Source organism: Streptomyces sp. NPDC001507, assembly GCF_042894765.1.
Classification (GTDB): domain Bacteria; phylum Actinomycetota; class Actinomycetes; order Streptomycetales; family Streptomycetaceae; genus Streptomyces.
In genome coordinates this window covers 64,659-81,542 of record NZ_JBIAVV010000007.1, presented here as the reverse complement: position 1 = coordinate 81,542, position 16,884 = coordinate 64,659, and the positions used below count along the sequence as shown (strand labels likewise).

Sequence of the window (16,884 nt, the reverse complement as noted above, 5' to 3'; positions counted from 1 at the left end):
CGGCACCCGGCCGCCCGAAAGGAACACCTTCTGTGCATACCTACGACAACCCTGTGATCAGCGGGTTCCACCCCGATCCGAGCGTGTGCCGGGTCGGTGACGACTACTACCTGGTGTGTTCCAGCTTCGAATACTTCCCCGGGCTGCCGATGTTCCACAGCAAGGACCTCGTGCACTGGGAGCAGATCGGCAACGTGCTCGACCGGCCCGGACAACTGCCGCTGCCTCTCCCCGGCGCCAAGGCGTCCGGCGGCCTCTACGCCCCCACGATCCGCCACCACGACGGCCGTTTCTGGGTCATCAACACCACTATCGACGGCGGCGGCAACTTCGTCGTCTCGGCCGAGCGGCCCGAGGGGCCCTGGAGCGACCCGGTCTGGATCGACCTGCACGGGATCGATCCCGATCTGGCGTGGGAGGAGGACGGCACCTGCTGGTGCGCGTTCTCCGGGCCCGAAGGCGGCATCAACATGGCGAGGATCGACCCGGTCACGGGGGAGGTTCTGGAGGGCCCCTTTGCCACGTGGTCGGGCAGCGGCCTCAAGTATCCCGAGGCGCCGCACCTCTACCGCATCGGCGACTGGTGGTACCTGCTGATCGCGGAAGGCGGCACCGAACGCGGCCACAGCGTGTCCATCGCCCGCGGCCGCTCGCCGCGCGGCCCCTGGGAAGGCGCACCCGCCAACCCCCTGCTGTCCCACAGCGGTACCGCCCGCTCCATCCAGAACACCGGCCACGCCGACCTGGTGGAGGCTCCCGACGGCAGTTGGTGGATGGTGCTGCTCGGCGTCCGCCCCCGCGGCTTCACGCCCGACGTGCACGTGCTCGGCCGGGAGACGTTCCTGGCCCCCGTGGAGTGGGACGAGGAGGGCTGGCCCGTCGTCGCGCCCGTTCCCGAGAGCCACGCGGCCCCGGGCGGTGCCTGGCACCCCGTTCCGGCCCTGCCCGCCCGCGACGACTTCGACGAGTCCGCTCTCGCTCCGCACTGGGTCTCGCCGTTCACCCGTCCGGAGGGCTCCTGGTCGCTCACCGAGCGCCCTGGCCGGCTGACCCTCCACGCCACCGGCGCCACCCTCGACCGCCCCGTGTACACCTTCGTCGGCCGCCGCCAGCAACACCACGACTGCCGCGTCACCGCGGCGATCGACCCGGGTACGGGACGCGGCGGCCTCTGCGTGCGTCTGGACGAAGCCCACCACTACGAACTGGAGGTCGGGAACGGAGAGGCCGGCGTCGTCGCCCGGATCGGGCCGCTGCGCCAGACCGTGGTCAGTCGGCCGGTCCAGTCCGGGCCGCTGACCCTCACCGTCGCGATCCGGACGTCCGACCTTGTACCTGCGTCGCCCGAACTCACCGATGGCGGGACCACCGGCCCTGACACCGTCGCCTTCTGGCTCGGCGATCCCGACGCCCCGGGCGCCCAGCCACTCGTCGAACTGGACGGGCGGTACCTGTCCACCGAGGTCGCCTGCGGCTTCACCGGCCGCGTCATCGGCATGTACGCAACCGAGGGCACGGTCGCCTTCGACTGGTTCGAGTACGCACCGGCCTCGGCGCCCTCCGCTTGACGCCTGACGTTCGGCCGCGTGCGCCACCTGCGTCCGTGCGAGCGCCGCACGCGGCATGCCACGAGACCGGCCCGTCAAGATGACCCGGGCCTGCGAGCACGCAGATAGGGCCACGACCGTTTGGTCGAGGCCCTCATCCGCTTGTCGCCATAGCGAGTCACTCTGTGTCCGAGGGGGGAGTTGACGGCTGACGATACGGTCGTGGCGCAAGGGAGTGTCCACCTCTGACGAGGTGTGATGCTTCGTCGCCGCGGCCAACGTCGTGTCACCAGGGCGGGCAGACGTACCGCCAGCAGGGGAGGAACCTCCTCGTCTCGTACTCGCCGAAGAATCTTGGCTTCTTCTGAATGCCCAAAGAACTGAGCCAGACGTTCTCGGCTGTTCAGTGTTGAAGAGGCTCCAATACGCCCAGGCGTTGCAACTCCACAATGTGTTCGGCTGCACGTCGGGGCGCTTCCCCACCGGTGACCAGCACACCGGCTTCGATGTTGCGCCTTGCGGCGGACTCGGTCAGGTTGGCGCTGCCCAAGAAGAGTGTGTGACGATCGGCGACGGCGAGCTTGGCGTGCTGACGGGAGCGGGTCTGCTGGGCCGGGTTCCGGGCCCAGGTCCATAGCTTCACCCCGGGCGCCGATGCGAACGCGTCGGCAGGCTCCTTCCCCGAGAGAAGTCCGCCGGCGCCGGCCAGGGTCTCGACCACGACGTGCGTCTGCACGCCCCTGTCCACGGCCCCTGTCAGGGCACGTACCAGGGCGGGGTAGGGACGAGCCGCGTACGTCATGGCCAGCAGTTCTTGCTCGGCCGCGTTGATGACCTCGATGAGCACCTGGGCGGTGGCACGGACGGGTACGGCAGGTGTGGAGGGACCACTCCACACCGTGCGGACCCGGACGGTGTCCCGGGCCTTCTGCCGGGCGGCGACGTATCCGCGCAGATAGGCAGCCGCCTCGGCCGGCGGCACCGACTCCGACTCGATGGCGTCGTACAGTCGCGCCACGGCCTCGCCGGCCGCCGGCGTGGCCAGTGCGGTCAGGATCCGTTCCCGGGAGCGTGCCTGAGCGAGCAGCCCGACCAGATCCTTGGTGCGGGAGAGCCCGAGGGCCGCCACGGCGGCCTCGGCAGCGGCCTCGAACCCAGGTCGGCTCACGGCAGGAGACCGACGGGCGTCAGCACCGGTTCCTTGTCCCCGGACAACGGGACGAGGAAACGACGGTCCAGGAACCGGTTGCCGCGTTCGCACGTCGTCTCCGAGACGAAGAGGCAGACGTGGCACGCGGCTCCGTGGAGGAAGTCGGCCGGATCGTGTGGCAGGCGCTCGGCGCAAAGCGGATCGGCCGAGCAGTGACCGGCGTCGGTCAGGGCTCGGCGCACGATCCGGTCGAACTCGCGCTCCTCGGCGAGGGAGACCAAACCACCCAAGGTGCCCTCGGAGTCGGGAACCGCGGTGTATATGAGGATGCCCGTCCTCGGGTTCTGCTCGTCTCCCGCGTATATCCGCTCGGCGAGCGAGGCGGAGTTGTACCCGCATTCCAGGGCGATAGTGCGGATCAGCAGGTGGGACAGGGTGTGCAGGGCGATGTACCGCGCTCCGGGCCAGCCGTAGTAGGGGTCGAAGTCACTCGTCTTGCGGTCCGACTTCCGGTTGGCCCGGAATCGTGCGTAGGCCTCTTTGTGTGCTTCCATCTGCGCGGACTTCTCCATGCGGACGATCCACTCCGCCATCAGACCGTCCCGTACGCGCAGGAAGATACCCTCGCCGCGGACCTCGCTCGCCGGCACCCAGTTGCGGACTCCGCGGGACAGTTCGACTCGCGTGGCGATCTCCGGGGATTCCGGGTCAGGCGCGTCGAGCCGGGTGAAACCGATCAGCGCCCGTGCCTCGCGCAGCCGCTCGACCTGCCTGATGTCGGCGAACAACTCGCTCAGAGGGGCCGGCACCGGGACCTGCCGCAGTGCGAAGTCGTCACTGGGAGCAGGGACGGGTCCGGAGAGCGCGTCCCATTCCGGCCCGAAGAGGTCGGCCTGAACGTCGGGCGCGGAGGGAGCCGGTCCGGCCGTCCCCTGTTTGCGCGCTGCGATGGCCGCGACCGCTGCGTCGGCGTCGAAGTCCTTCAGGAAGGCGAACTTCGGCATGCGGGCCATGAAGTCGAACTGGTCCCGGTCGTCGATGAGTTCGAGGTCAGGCCAGTGGTCGTCGAGAAGCTTGTCGATGTCTCCGCCCTGGACCTTGGGCAGGGCCAGCGCGCTGAGAGTCAGCGGGAACCACTGGTTGGAGGCGCCTGCCACCATCAGGACGGGCTCCTGCGTGCAGCCGTTCGACTCGAAGGTACCCAGGTGCGGGTGCCGCCCGCGGCATGAAGGCAGGTTGCGGCGGCCTCGCTCCCCCATGGCCTCCCGGATGTTGCGCTTGACTCCGCAGGCGACGCATTCGATGGTGACGTTGGCGGCCTGGTTGCCGCCGTGGTCCTTCATGCGCAGCTTCGGTCGCGGTGTCTTGCCGCAGGCCTGGCCGTGGTGGACGTACGCAGTGTACGGGAACTCGTCGAGATGCCCAGCGGTGCAAACCAGGGTGAAGCGGGCGGCCACAGCGAGTGGCTTGCCCCGCTTGCAGTCGTGGACGAACTTAGCCTCGTGCGGTGTCCGTGGGTTGGGGTTGAAGAACGCGAACTCTGCGGAGTCGACGGCAGCCAGCACGTTGCACGCGGTGCAGCGCAGCCACTGCGGGAAGGGCGTGACGGGCACGCCGACTCCCTGGGCCGCCCAGCCCTTCGGATCCGTGTCGGCGCCTTCGAGCCAGGGAGCGGCCCGCAACTGCTCGACCTGTCCGCGGCCGTAGCGCTGGAGGGATCGGTTGACCGCGGCGCGGAGGCGGGGCTCGTCGATGTCGTAGTCGGTGATCCCGGAATGGCTCCAGGAATCGAGACCCCGGATGAGGACCGAGAAGTTCGGCAGGTCGACGAGGGAGCCGACACCGGCGGTGAACATGAGGTGGCTGGGCCGTACGGCACCGACCCTGCGGTTTCCGGCATGGGTGCTCATCGCTGCGCCTTCCTGGCCGTGTCAGCCGTGAGCGGCCCGTACTCGTCACTGTCCACGGTGGTCACCGTGTCGGGGTCGCCGTCGGAGTCGGTCGCGGGCGTGCCGAACGTCCAGTCGGGTCCGCCGCCCGAGGCTTCTTCCAGGAACGCTCCGCCGCCGGGCAGGAGCAGGTTGATCTCGTTCTCCGTCTCACGCATCGACATGCCGACGGTCAGCTCGGTCCACCGGGATCCGTCGGCCCGCCTGAGCAGTCCGTTCACGACGGTCGTCTTGTGCTTCTCCTTGCGGTAGCCGAGCGCTGAGCTGCTTTCGTCACGCTTGCGGCGCCATTCGTCCTTCAGCCGGTCCAGCCGTTCGCTCAGGTACTGGCGCGGCCGATCGCCGCCCACCCGTTCCGCGCGTTCCAGAAGCCGCCGTTCGACGTCCTGCGCGAGCGGCCCGTCCAGGTCGACCTGGTGGGCGTCGAGGTTGCGGGAGGTGTCGTAGGCCGCGTGCCGTAGGGCGGCGACGTAGGTGGCGGCGACGCCCCGGTCGAGTGCGCGGCGGGTGTACGGGGTGACGGAGAGGGCCTCTACCTGACGGTAGAACGTCGCGTGGTAGTGCTCGAAGTCCTCGTAGTGCGCGAGGTCGCGGGGCCGCGACCAATTGTAGAGGGTCACCACCAGTCCTGGGCGTCTGGCGTCACGGCCGACGCGGGAGGACGCCTGGATGTACTCGGCGGTGTTCTTGGGCTGGCCGACGACCAGCATGAGGCCGAAGCGGGAGACGTCGACACCGACCTGCAGCATCGAGGTGGCGAGGACCACGTCGACGGCCTGCCGGACGGTCGGTGTCATGGACGCGCGGGGCTCTCGCTTTTCTTTCATGGCGACCGCGTACTCGCGGATGAGGGCGCGCCGCCGCACCGAGGTGTCCCGCTCGGGGTCGAATTCGATCTCCAGCCGCTTCAGAGCGGCTCCGATGTCCGCCGACGAGATACGGGAGGTCAGCTCCTGGATGCTGAGCATCCCCGCTTTGCTCACGATGCGGTCCGAGAGCGTGTCCTGACCCTTCCGGCTGCCGTTGGCACGCACCCGGGTGGTGATGTCGTCGTCCATGTACCTTCGCATGCCGGCGAGTTCGCGGGTCGCGTTGAAGTACCCGACGAGCGTCAGGTACGGGTCCGCCGGGCTGCCGTAGTCGTCGAAGAGCTGCTGTCCGGCGAGCAGCAGGATCTCCGCGACGCGGATCTCGGCGGCTTTCAGTCGCGTGCCGTGCGCGCACACTCCGAGGTAGCGACGGCCCGGGTTCTCCCGGCTCAGTTCCACCTGCCGGGAGAAGAAGGTGTCGCCGACGTCCAGCACCTGGGGCGGGAAGACGGCGACCTCGCGGCCGAAGACACCGCGCACCTGGTCGGCGGCCCGCTTGGTGGTCGCGGTGGACGCGACGATCTTGGGACCGGTCTCCTGACGTCGTCCGTGGGCGTCGGTGAAGCTCCACGTGCACAACTGGTCGACGGCGCCTTCGAAGAGGCCCACGGTGGTGCCGAGTGCCCCGGATATCAGGTGCAGCTCGTCCTGGATGATCAGGTCCGGGGGTCGCAGGCGGGTGACGGGCTGGGCGGTGACGCCGGGCAGGGCGCCCCGGGTGTTGTGCCGGCCGCCGCAGCCGGTCTTGGCGTCCAGGTCGTCGTGCCGGTACCCGTGGCGGGGGCAGAGCTCGGTGACCCTGCCGAACAGCAGGCCCGCGTAGCCGTTCCACGGGAGCTGGGCGAACTTGTCGACCGTGGCGATCAGCAGCGAGGGCGCCAGCCGGTAGATCTCCTCGTCGACGGTGAGGACCGGAATACCCTCCCCGACCGATTCGCGACGGGAGAAGGGGCAGCAGTCCTCTCCCTCCCCGCGCGGACAGTACAGCAGGATGCGACGGCGGCCTTCGTCGTACTCCATGTTCGAGCGGGCCGTCAGTCCGCTGCCGCACCAGGGGCAGGTGAGGACCTGAAGGACGCGGGCGTGCTTGTCGCTGGCGCTCTCCTTGGCCTCCGCGATCTGTTCCTTCGCCTCGTCGAACCAGTTCGGCGAGACGGAAGTGCCCACCCAGAGCCCGATGCGGAAGGGTGTGGAGCCCCAGCGCCGGTCCCGTGCGAACTCCGCGCGGCGCAGCACCTCACAGGCGCTCACCAGGGCGGCGGCGCGCTGGAACTGCTGGGCGGTCAGCAGCCGCAGGGTGTAGCGCATGAGCACGCCCACTCCTGCCTCGCCGCTGCGGGCTTCGGTTCCCGAGCCGACCGTCCCCTGCAGGCGTCTGAGCGCGAAGGTGTAGGCGGCCAGGCCCAGATACGCCTCGGTCTTGCCGCCGCCGGTCGGGAAGAAGAGCAGATCGACGAGGGCTGCGCGGCCGGTGCCTCGGTGCGGATGTCCGGGCTGGGTGAGGGAGGCGATGTTCAACAGCACGAAGGCGAGCTGGAACGGGCGCCAGGTGGCTGCCGCCTTGCCCTTGGCGTGGACCTCCTCCTGGGCCTCCCGATAGGAGAGGGGGTCGTTCTCGCGGCCGGCGCGGGCGGCCGCGACGGCGGTGTTGCGCCGCTGCAGGGCCATGGCCTGGTTGGCGAACCGGAAGGCCGCCAGGGCCGTTTCGTCGGCCAGGAGCCGGTCGATGCCGAGGGTGATGCGGTCACAGACCTCGAGTGCCTGCTCGATCGCGACCTCCGCCGATGCGCGCAGGTCGCCGGGGAGTGAGTGGGCTGCCCGGCGCTGCTGTTCCAGCCAGGCGCCGTACCCGTCGGCCAGCGGTGCCAGGGCCGCGCCGAGTTCGGTCCGGCGGTCTGGGACGGCGAGCGCGGCCAGTTCGTCCATGCCCAACTCCAGCCCGCGAAGCAGGTCCTGCTCCTCGAGCGCCGGGGCGGTCGTGGCCCTCACGTCGTACTCGGGAAGCCAGACGGTGGTCAGGCGATGGGCGTTGCGTTCGCCGTCACGGACGTGCGCGTGCACGGCCACGTTGCGGCCCTTTGCGTGGCTGAGACTGTCACGGTAGAGGAGACGCAGCCGCCGTTCCTCGGGGTCCTGGGGCGCCTTGCCGTGGCCGGTCGTGTCGAGTGGATCGTCAACCGGCAGGAAGACCGCGGCCTGGTCGTCAGGGAAGGCGGTGACGTCGATCTCCGTCTGAAAGAGCCAGTGGGCGTCGCGTGCGTCCCGGCTGTCCGGCTGCCTGTTCACCAGGGCCAGCTCGACTATGCGCAGGTTTTCGGCGTCCGTGCGGCCAGTGTGCCGGCGTACCTGCACGTCGAGGACGACGGCTTCGCCGTCGAGTTCGACGACCCGGTCGCTCCATCCCGTCAGGTCGATGTCCACCAGGTGCTCCACCGGCTCACGCGACCAGACCCTGCGGGTCGTCCCCCGCTCGGTGGCCTCCTCCGACTGCGTGTACCGTCCCCAGCGGACGACGGCACTGAGCGTGCCGACGGAGGCTGGGACGGTGAAGGACAGCCCCATGGATGACGCCCAGATGTGCCCGGCGGCCTGCGGGCTCAGCCGGTCCTGCAGGTCGCTGTCGTCACCTTCCTGCTCGTCGCCCGACTCGCCGTCCGCGCTCTGTGCCGCCGCCCGGGCGATCCGTTCCGTGGTGACGGCCTGGGGGCGGGGACCGAGCATGCCGACCAGGTAACGGTCACGCGGCCCGGATGAGGCACTCGGAAGGGTCTCCGTCGCGCCGTCCCAGGGGCCCAGCAGGTCCCGGCGGATGTAGGTCACGAGTACGTCCCGGACCGCGTAGGAGTCCCCCGCCCGGAACGTCTGGGGAACTTCGTCGAGCGGATGTGGGACAGCGGCCTGGGCAGGCTGGGCCGGCATACGGTGGGTCCTTTCGGACAGGTCCGTTGGGATTCGGGCGTGCGCCGATGGTGTGACGGCATCAGAAATATAGATTGTTGACTGAGTTCACACAATGACTCCCGGACGCTCCGTCGCCCGGCATCCCGATCAGTCTCTAGTCTGGTGCCCGCCCGCCGCCCGCCCGTGACCCGAGGACGCCCATGCCCCGACTCGCCCTCTCCGACGACTTCGTCGCCGATCTGATCTCGTTGCAGCGACCGGTTCAGAAGGACGTCAACGACGCGATTCAGATGTTCCGGGGCCTGACCGTGCCTCAACTGCACGCCAGCAAGGGAATGCACCTGGAGAAGCTCGAAGGAGCGCGCGACCCCCGGATCCGCACGATCCGGATCACCCGGTTCTACCGGGGGGTGCTCCTCGCCCCGGACGACGGGAGCGGGCTGTACACGCTGCTGCGGGTCGCACCGCACGACGAGGCGATCAACTGGGCCTGCAAGCGCGCCTACTCGGTCAACGGGGCCACCGGCGGACTGGAGGTCCGCAATGTCGAGGCGCTCGAACAGATGGAGACCTACTTCGAGACGAAGGCGGTCGAGACGCCGGCACGTCTGTTCGCCAGGCACTCCGACACCGTGCTGCGCGATCTGGGCGTCGACGATCAGGTGCTGCGGCTGGCGCGGGTGTGCGTCACGGCGGACGACCTGACCGTCATGGCGCCGCCCATGATGCCCTCCGACCAGTACGAGGTGCTGGAGTACCTGGCGGCAGGTTACTCGCCCGAGGACGTCTGGGAGCAGCTGATCGCTCCGCGCGGGCAGACGGTTCGCACGGCCGAGGACCGGCCGGCCGTCACGCTCAGCGAGGCGATCCTCAACACGCCCAACCGCATCGTGGAAGTCACCGGCCCCGGTGAGCTGGAGCGCATCCTCACCGAGGATTTCACCCGCTGGCGCGTCTTTCTGCACCCCGCCCAGCGCCGGTACGCCTACCATCCCGGATTCAACGGACCCGCTCAGGTGACGGGCGGCCCAGGCACCGGCAAGACCGTCGTCGCGCTGCACCGAGTCCGGCATCTACTGCGCGCCGGGCACAAGGACGACCGGATCCTCCTCACCACCTTCACCAACGCCATGGCGGCCGCCCTGCGGGACAGCCTCGCCCTGCTGCTCGGCGAGGCCGACGCCCACCTGCTCGACCGGGTCGACGTCACGACGGTGGACTCGCTGGCCGCCCGGGTCATACGTGAGGCGAGGGGCAGTTCGCCGAAGCCGTTGTCGGCGGCAGCCGAGAAGAGCGCTTGGACCCGTGCCACCGCCCGCGAGGACCTACCCTGGTCCGAGCGCTTCCTTTCCCAGGAGTTCCGGAGCGTCGTCCTGGCTCAGGGCCTGCGGACGCCCGAGGAGTACCTGCGCTGCGTGCGCAGGGGACGCGGGACGCAGGTCGGACGGGTGCAGCGGGCGCGGCTGTGGCGGGTGATGGAACGGTTCACGACGGACCTGACCGCGCGCGACTCTGCGACATACACCATGCTCTGCGACCAGGCCGCCCGGATCCTGGCCGAGAAGGGACCGCGCTACCGGCACGTAGTGGTGGACGAGGCGCAGGACCTGCACCCGGCCCAGTGGCGGGTACTGCGCGCCTGCGTAGCCGAACAGGACGACGACCTGTTCCTCGTCGGCGACCCCCACCAGCGCATCTACGACTCCCGGGTCTCGCTTCGCTCGCTGGGCATTCATGTGCGGGGGCGCACGTCACGGCTGCGCATCAACTACCGCAGCACAGAGGAGATCCTGCGCTGGTCGGCGTCGCTCCTGGACGGTCAGCCGGTGGGGCGGCTCGGTGAGGACGACGACGATGAGGGCGGCCCCGACTCGCTGCGGGGCTACCGGTCCGAGCTGCACGGCCGCGTTCCGGTGGCCCGCGGTCACGCCGGCCAGGACGACGAGCTGCGGGCGCTGGTGGAGCAGATCCGGATCTGGGTGGACCAGGACGGCGTCAAGTTGTCCGAAGTGGCGGTGTGCGCCCGGTTCAACACGCTGGTCGACGCCGTCATCACGCGTCTGCGCCGGGAGGGCCTTCCGGCGGTCGCGGTCAAGGACGACCCGGGCCCGGACGTGTCGGGTGTGCGCGTGGCGACGATGCACGCGATGAAGGGACTGGAGTTCCGCTGCGTGGCCGTCGTGGGCGTGACGTCGAGCGTGCTCCCCTTCGCTCCGCAGGTGACGCCCGCCGACGAGGACGCCGTTCAGCACCGTTCCGATCTGGTGGCCGAGCACTGCCTGCTCTTCGTCGCCTGCACGCGGGCGCGTGACGCACTGGCCATCTCCTGGAGCGGTCAGCGCAGCCGCCTGCTGGACCCGGTCGCCGGCTGAGACACGCGCGGCCCTGTCACTTGCGCGATACGTGTGGCAGGGCCGACGGTCGAAGAGCTCAGGCCCTAATCTCCCGGACGACGACCGTGCGCCTCTTGCCCTGGGACGCGTCGTACGAGATCTCATGTCCGACGGGCTGCCACATCAGCGCGTGGCCGAGGGGGGACGACGGAGAGACGATGTCCGCCTCCTCGGTGGGTAGTTCGGCGACGGTGTACAGGATGTCCCCTTCGAGTTCGCCGTCGAACTCCAGGACCAGCAGCGCGCCCGGGATCACCACGTCCGGGACGGTCAATTCCCGTCCGACGCCGACGGTGTCGAGGAACGTCCGCAGGAATGCGAGGCGCTTCGTGCGCCGGTCACGCTGGTCGGCCCGCGTCTTCCTGAGGAAGACGAGCTGCGACGCGTCGGCCCCCTCGGGTGTCTCGTCGGAAGCGTCGAGGGCCGCCTGCAACTGCTGCGCCTCGCGTACCAGCCGCTGGAAGGCCGCGGCGGGGATCTGCCGGACCGGCACCGTGCTCCGCGTCACCGGGCCCGGGCCGGGCAGCGCAACGCCGGGCTCTGTCGGCCGGGCGGGGCCCGCGGAGGAGCCGGTGTCGGCGCGGTTCTTCGACGACAGCACGGACGGCATCGCCGGAGCGGACATTGCCTCCAGGGCCGGACCGCGCATCGACTCGCGCGGATCCACGGGCGCCGGTACCGCCTCCACGGCGGCGGCTGCGATCGCCGTTCCTGTACCGCCCGAGCGCTCGCTCGGTCCGCTCCCGCGCTCGGTCGTCGCGCTTTCGTCGTCCGGCTCCGTCCCGGCGCGCACGGAGTCGGCTGCGGTGCCCGATGGCTCCGTCTCCCCCCGCACCGGCTCGATGCCCAGCCGTCCTAGCTCCGCCCACAGGGGCGCCAGCGCCTGCTCGCGGTCGAGGTGGAACCGGCTGCCCCGGATCCGGACGAACGTCCAGTCGACGCGTTCCAGGTCTCGCTGCCTGGCCGCTGCCGTGGAGGCGTCCTCGCCTTCGGCGAAGGCGTCACCGTCGCAGGCGACCGCGAGCCGGCGCGTCCCGCCCTCCACCACCAGATCGAGGGTGTGGCGCCCTACCTTGTACCCCGGACGGACGCGATAGCCCCGTGCGGCCAGTTCCAGGTAGACCTTCTGCTGGAACAGACTGTCGAACGCTTCGTGCCGGACGTCGGGCAGGACCTCGCCCTGGACGGCAGCGGTGTCCTCCTCCGCGGGCCGGGTGAGGTGGTCGAGCCACCGTCGGCGCAGGTCGTTCTCGTGGAACTGTTCGGCGCGCGCGCTGTGGAACACCCACACCTGGTCCTGAGCGCGCGAGGCGGCCACATTGATCCGCTGCTCGTAGGTCTTGCCGTTGAAGCCGCCCGGCACGGATCCGGCGTCCGTGGACGGTGAGTTGACGCAGGAGACGAACATGACATGCCGCTCGTCGCCCTGGAAGTCCTCGGCGTCGCCGACCCGGATGCGCCGCTCTTCTCGCTGCTCGTAGTCGAGGCGGTCGGCCAGCAGGTTTTCCAGTTCCGCCAGGTGGCCCTTGCTGGCGCGGAGACTGATGACCCCCATCGTCTTCCCGTCGTAGGCCGGGTCGGCGCAGGACCGCACGATGGCGTCGACGAGCGCCTCGGCCTCGGCGGGGTTGCACAGCCGGGAGTTGGCGCCGAGGGCTTCACCGTGTTCGACGTGCACGGTGCGGACCGGGGGCAGCCGGTCGGCACCGTACTGCCGTAGGGGCAGCAGATCGTGGTTGTAACAGAGGTCGTTGGAGAAGGAGATGATCTCCGGCATGCACCGGAAGTGCTCCTTGAGCATGAGCGTGCCGCGGCCCGCCGAAAGGGCTTCGGTGAGGTCGAAGAAGCTGGAGTCGGGGCCGAACAGGCTGCGGACGTCCGGTTCCAGCGCGGTAAGCAAGCGGTCCCTGAGATGGAAGTACTCGTCCTGCTTGAGGCCGACGTTGGACGGGCTGACCTGCTTGCTGTCGCCGACGACGACCATCCGGTCGGCGAGCCAGCTCAGCAGCATGGCCTCCAGGCCGGACTGGCTGGCCTCGTCGACGATCACGACGTCGAACATGCCGGGCCGGTCCATGGGCACTGTCTCGGCGACCTGGTGCAAGGGCATGATCCAGGCCGGCACCGCCGTCTGTGCCTTGCGCAGGGCGGCCTGGGCGTCGCGCCGGTAGCGGTGCTGGTACTTGCCCTTGATGCGCCGGGCGGCCTGCTGGTAGGCGCTGAGCGCCCGGGACTGGTCGCCGGTGAGCAGGCCGAGGCAGCGGTGCCAGGCGCGGGCGGCGGCGAGCCGGGCGAGCATGATGCGGGCCTCGTCGTCCGCCTCCGTCAGCCGCTTGCGCAGGGCACGTTCGGCCTCGGGGTCGGTCAGCCGCTCCAGCCGCTCACGCCAAGCCGACCAGGCCCAGGCCTTGGCAAGCGCGGGCAGCCGGGTGTCCCAGGCGGTGTCCTCGTGGGTGGCCGTGATGCGCTCGGCCAGAGCCGGAAACGCCTCGCGGACACAGGTGAGGGCCGTGTCCTGTTCGGCCCGGAGCCGCGCGGCTTCCCGCACCTCGGCCATCTCTTCGCTGAACGAGCGGTAGCCGTCGGGATCCCGGTCGCGTACGGCTTCAAGGGCGCGCACGACCGCGGGTGCGGCACTGGGCCGGTCGCTCCAGGCATGCAGCAGTTCCTCGGTGTCCGCGATGACCTTGCGTGACCCTTCGGCCGCGCGCAGCGTGGTCGCCGCGCGCAGCAAGGTGCGCACGGCGTGCTCGACGGAGGCGTGGTGCCAGGTGGCGACGGCGAGCGCCGGCGAGGTGGCCGCGGCGGTCAGGACGTCGGTACGCGCAGCGGCGACAGCGAGCAGCGCGTCGAGCACCTCCGCCTCCTGACGCAGCCGTGCGAGACGGGGCCCGTGTCCGTGCCAGGCGGTGGCGGGAGTGCCCCACTCTGACTCCATCTGGGCCAGGCGCAGTTCGAGCCGGATGCGGGCGAGGACGACAGTCGCCGTCGGGACGTCCTCCGGCATCCGTCCGTCTACCCGTACGGCGTCCACGAACGCGCCGACCGTCTTCCCCAGCTTGGAGCGCATGCCGAGGGGCCCACGCAGCTTCTGGCCCTGACCGAGCCCGTCGTGCAGAGCGGTGGCCTGGGCGAGCGCCGTGGCCGGGTCGTACTGGTCAAGGCCGCTGACCATGGCCGTGCCGAGCGTGGCGAGCGAGGCGTCGACGGCTGAGAGGGCATCGGAGACGGCGGCCCGCCGGCTGCGCGCCTGCCAGTCCTGGCCCTCAGTCACCTCTTTCAGCAGCACCGCGGCCCAGTCGCCGGCCGGAGCGGCGAGCGACGCGGCACGAGCGCGGGCGGCGGAGAAGGCGTCGAGCGCCGAGGACAGCCGCTGCTGTTCGACCTCGCGCAGGCTCCGCACCGCGGCGTCGTGTTCCGCGCACAGGGGATCCCGACGCGCGGCGGCATGCGTGTCCTCAGCCGACCGCACGACCCGCACGGCCTCCTCGAAGTCACCGGGACTCGGCAGCTCGGAGGGTCCGGGCACCTCGGCGGCCAGGGCCTGGTGGTCCGGGGTGTACGCGCGGGTGGCGTGCAGCAGGTGCAGGGCCTCGTCGGCGGTCAGGGCGGGCTGCTCCTGCGGGACGGGGCCGAGCCAGTCGTATCGTCCCGTCTCCGCGGTGAGCCGCTCGGCTATCTCCTGGAGGCTGCCGCTGTAGTCGCCGATCTCCGCCTTGAAGCGGTGGGTTTCCTGCTCGCGCAGCACCGCGAGGTCGCGCAGCATGGCCCGCTGAGCGGCGCGGGCCTTGGCGAGTCGGGACTGGAGCGCCTTGACCGCCTTCCAGGAGGCCTTCTCGTCGTAGCCGGCGTACTCGCTGAGAATCTTGTGCACGGACGCCTCCAGCTCACGCTGGGCGGCCGCGCCGTCCTCGGTACGGCTCACGCACAGGTCGCGGACGGACTCCGGAAGCTTGTCCCGCAGCACGCGCAGGGCACGCGGGGTGTGGCTGGTGATGAGGACTCGCTTGCCCTGGGCCAGCAGGTCCGTGACCAGGTTCGCGATGGTGTGCGTCTTGCCGGTGCCGGGCGGACCCTGGACGACGACGAGCCGGTTGGCGCGCAGGCGTTCGGCGATCGTGCGCTGCTCCTCGTTGGCGGGCAGGGCGAAGTACATCTCGTCGCCGTCGGTCGCGGTCTCGCCCTCCGCCGCCGCGAGGTCCGCCGCGGTGAGCGCGCCGTCGCGGCCCGCGATGTAGCTGAGCAGTTCGGTGGGCGGGGTGCCCGCGTCGATCTGCCGGGCGATGGCCTTGAGCGCGTCCATGGTCGAGCGGCGGCTGCGTTCCCGCAGGACGAGCGCGGGGGTGAGTCCCACCTGCGGAACGTCGAGGCTGCGCGGCTTGGCGCGCTCCACGGTAGGTGCGTAGCTGCCGGCGCTGTGCGCGGCATTGACCCAGCTACGCAGAGCGGTGTGCACGGAGTCGAGGTGTTCGGGGTCCGTTACGTCCGAGGCGCCTTCCAGTACCTCGACGATCTTCTCCCGCACGGGACCCGGCACGTGCTGGGCCCCTTCGAGCATGCCCTCTTCGAGTTCCAGTCCGGCGCCGGTCGGATCGGGGGCGGCAGTGAGCGTGCCGGTGGACGGATCGAGCCGGAGAGTGGCCCGGTGGGTGACGAGGTGCCGTTCCACCCGCTGCCCCGCGGCCGTCTGCCAGGTCAGGCGGCCGAGCCCAAGCACGAGTTCGTAGGCCTCGCCGAGGTTGGCGGCGTCCTCGTGCATCTTGTGCAGCCGGTCGTACAGCCTGACGACGGGGTCGATCGCGCGGCGCCGCTCCGCCCACGCGAGCCATTCCTGTGCCCAGGCGGCGTACAGCTTTTCGATCTTCTCCCGCTGGGGGTGCTCGTCCAGCTCGTGGTAGGTCTTGTCGAGCGGGATGCCCTGCGACCAGTCGGGAAACTCCGGTTCGATGCGCCGGCGCAGGTGTGGGGCGCGGGTCTGCTTGAAGTCGCGGATGCGGTTCTCGTCCACCCAGGGGGCGAGCAGAGCCTTGGGGTGCGGCGCGTCCTCGCGCTCGGGGCGGGTGACGGTCAGCCAGGCCGGCTCGTCGGTGCCGAGCATGCCGTCGATCATCACCGCGACACCGTCGTCGTCGGGCAGTTCGTCGAACCACACGGTGCCGGCCGCGCCGTCCAGCGTGCGCACGGGGCGCGTCTTCGACTCCTCCGCCTCGGCGAGGAAGCGGAAGATCTGCCGCACGCGTGCGGCGTCGAGCTCGTCGCCGGAGAGTTGAGGCACGGGTGACGGCGTGATCTGGCGCCCCGGGCCGGCCGGCTGCGCGGGGATGGCGTCGAGCGTGTCACGGGCGCTGTGCTGCTGCCCGAATCCGCCGGTGCGGATGCCGGGGTCGCCGGGCTCTGCCTGTGTGCCGCTGCCACGGGACAAGGACGCGGCGCCGGTGCCCAGGGTGGCCGGCACGGCGGTCGCGGCCGTGGTGAAGGTGACACTCTCCCGGTCGTGCGACCCCCGGAAACGGACCTCGATGTCCAGGTCGTCGGCGGTTCCGACGGGGATGCTGTAGGCCCACGTGGCGGAGAGCCTGCGTCCCGAGCGCAGGGTGCCCTCCAGCTCGTCGTCGAGCAGTTCACCGCTGTAGTCCTGCACCTGACGGGCCGTCTTGCCGTACGGGCCGCCGCGCACCAGCAGGGTGATCCCGTCCACTTCGACGGGCCGCCCGGTGCCGTTGCTCAGGTGCAGGGTGCAGCGCACCAAGTCGTCACCCGGCCGATACCCGTGACCGTCGTCGGCGTCGGCCAGTTCGTAGGGCATGACGTCGTCCACCCGTACGTACAGCCCGTCGTCGTACTGGTAGACGGAACCGACCGGCCACAGGCCGTCACCCGGCACGCTCTCATCTTGACTCACACGCCCCACCCCACTGTGTGCTGAGGGCCAGCTCATGACCCCTTCAGTGACATCTCGCCCAGCTCCTCAAGCCACCTACAACGCCCCCCGGCGCGCGAACTTGAGTGTGAACTGAGCACACGCAGGGAGCGTATCAGCAACTCCTGCCGGCATTGCCGCCCTTAGACCAAGCC

At 70.3% G+C, this 16,884-nt stretch carries 6 protein-coding genes; 2 read left to right on the top strand and 4 right to left on the bottom strand.

Annotated elements, in window-relative coordinates; all coding sequences use genetic code 11:
* Positions 1-32 precede the first annotated feature (32 nt).
* Positions 33-1,568: a glycoside hydrolase family 43 protein gene (locus ACFY0K_RS23035; RefSeq protein ID WP_390641426.1), complete on the top strand. Its 1,536-nt coding sequence runs from the start codon at positions 33-35 to the stop codon at positions 1,566-1,568.
* Positions 1,569-1,950: 382 nt separating this feature from the next.
* Here ACFY0K_RS23035 and drmC read toward each other — a convergent pair whose 3' ends face one another.
* The 3 genes from drmC to drmA are packed head-to-tail and all read right to left on the bottom strand — an operon-like array spanning position 1,951 to position 8,434.
* Positions 1,951-2,715 (bottom strand): DISARM system phospholipase D-like protein DrmC, encoded by a 765-nt coding sequence (gene drmC / locus ACFY0K_RS23030; protein ID WP_390641425.1) that lies wholly within the window; start codon positions 2,713-2,715, stop codon positions 1,951-1,953.
* Complete coding sequence (gene drmB / locus ACFY0K_RS23025) at positions 2,712-4,607, bottom strand: DrmB family protein (RefSeq protein WP_390641424.1); 1,896 nt, start codon at positions 4,605-4,607, stop codon at positions 2,712-2,714. The genes drmC and drmB overlap by 4 nt, the downstream gene beginning before the upstream one ends.
* Positions 4,604-8,434: a DISARM system helicase DrmA gene (gene drmA / locus ACFY0K_RS23020; RefSeq protein ID WP_351959271.1), complete on the bottom strand. Its 3,831-nt coding sequence runs from the start codon at positions 8,432-8,434 to the stop codon at positions 4,604-4,606. The genes drmB and drmA overlap by 4 nt, the downstream gene beginning before the upstream one ends.
* Before the next feature lie 182 nt (positions 8,435-8,616).
* Here drmA and ACFY0K_RS23015 point away from each other — a divergent pair, with 182 nt between their 5' ends.
* Positions 8,617-10,788 carry a UvrD-helicase domain-containing protein gene (locus ACFY0K_RS23015; RefSeq protein ID WP_390641423.1) on the top strand — a complete coding sequence of 724 codons (2,172 nt, stop codon included), beginning with the start codon at positions 8,617-8,619 and terminating at the stop codon, positions 10,786-10,788.
* 58 nt (positions 10,789-10,846) lie between these two features.
* Here ACFY0K_RS23015 and ACFY0K_RS23010 read toward each other — a convergent pair whose 3' ends face one another.
* The gene (locus ACFY0K_RS23010; protein ID WP_390641422.1) at positions 10,847-16,711 is read right to left on the bottom strand and encodes an AAA domain-containing protein; all 5,865 of its coding nucleotides are present in this window, start codon (positions 16,709-16,711) and stop codon (positions 10,847-10,849) included.
* Positions 16,712-16,884: the final 173 nt, after the last annotated feature.

Bases quoted from the DNA above. Each gene is read 5' to 3' on its own strand.
- drmB (WP_390641424.1), bottom strand. From the start codon at position 4,607: ATGAGCACCCATGCCGGAAACCGCAGGGTCGGTGCCGTACGGCCCAGC.
- drmA (WP_351959271.1), bottom strand. From the start codon at position 8,434: ATGCCGGCCCAGCCTGCCCAGGCCGCTGTCCCACATCCGCTCGACGAA.
- ACFY0K_RS23015 (WP_390641423.1), top strand. From the start codon at position 8,617: ATGCCCCGACTCGCCCTCTCCGACGACTTCGTCGCCGATCTGATCTCG.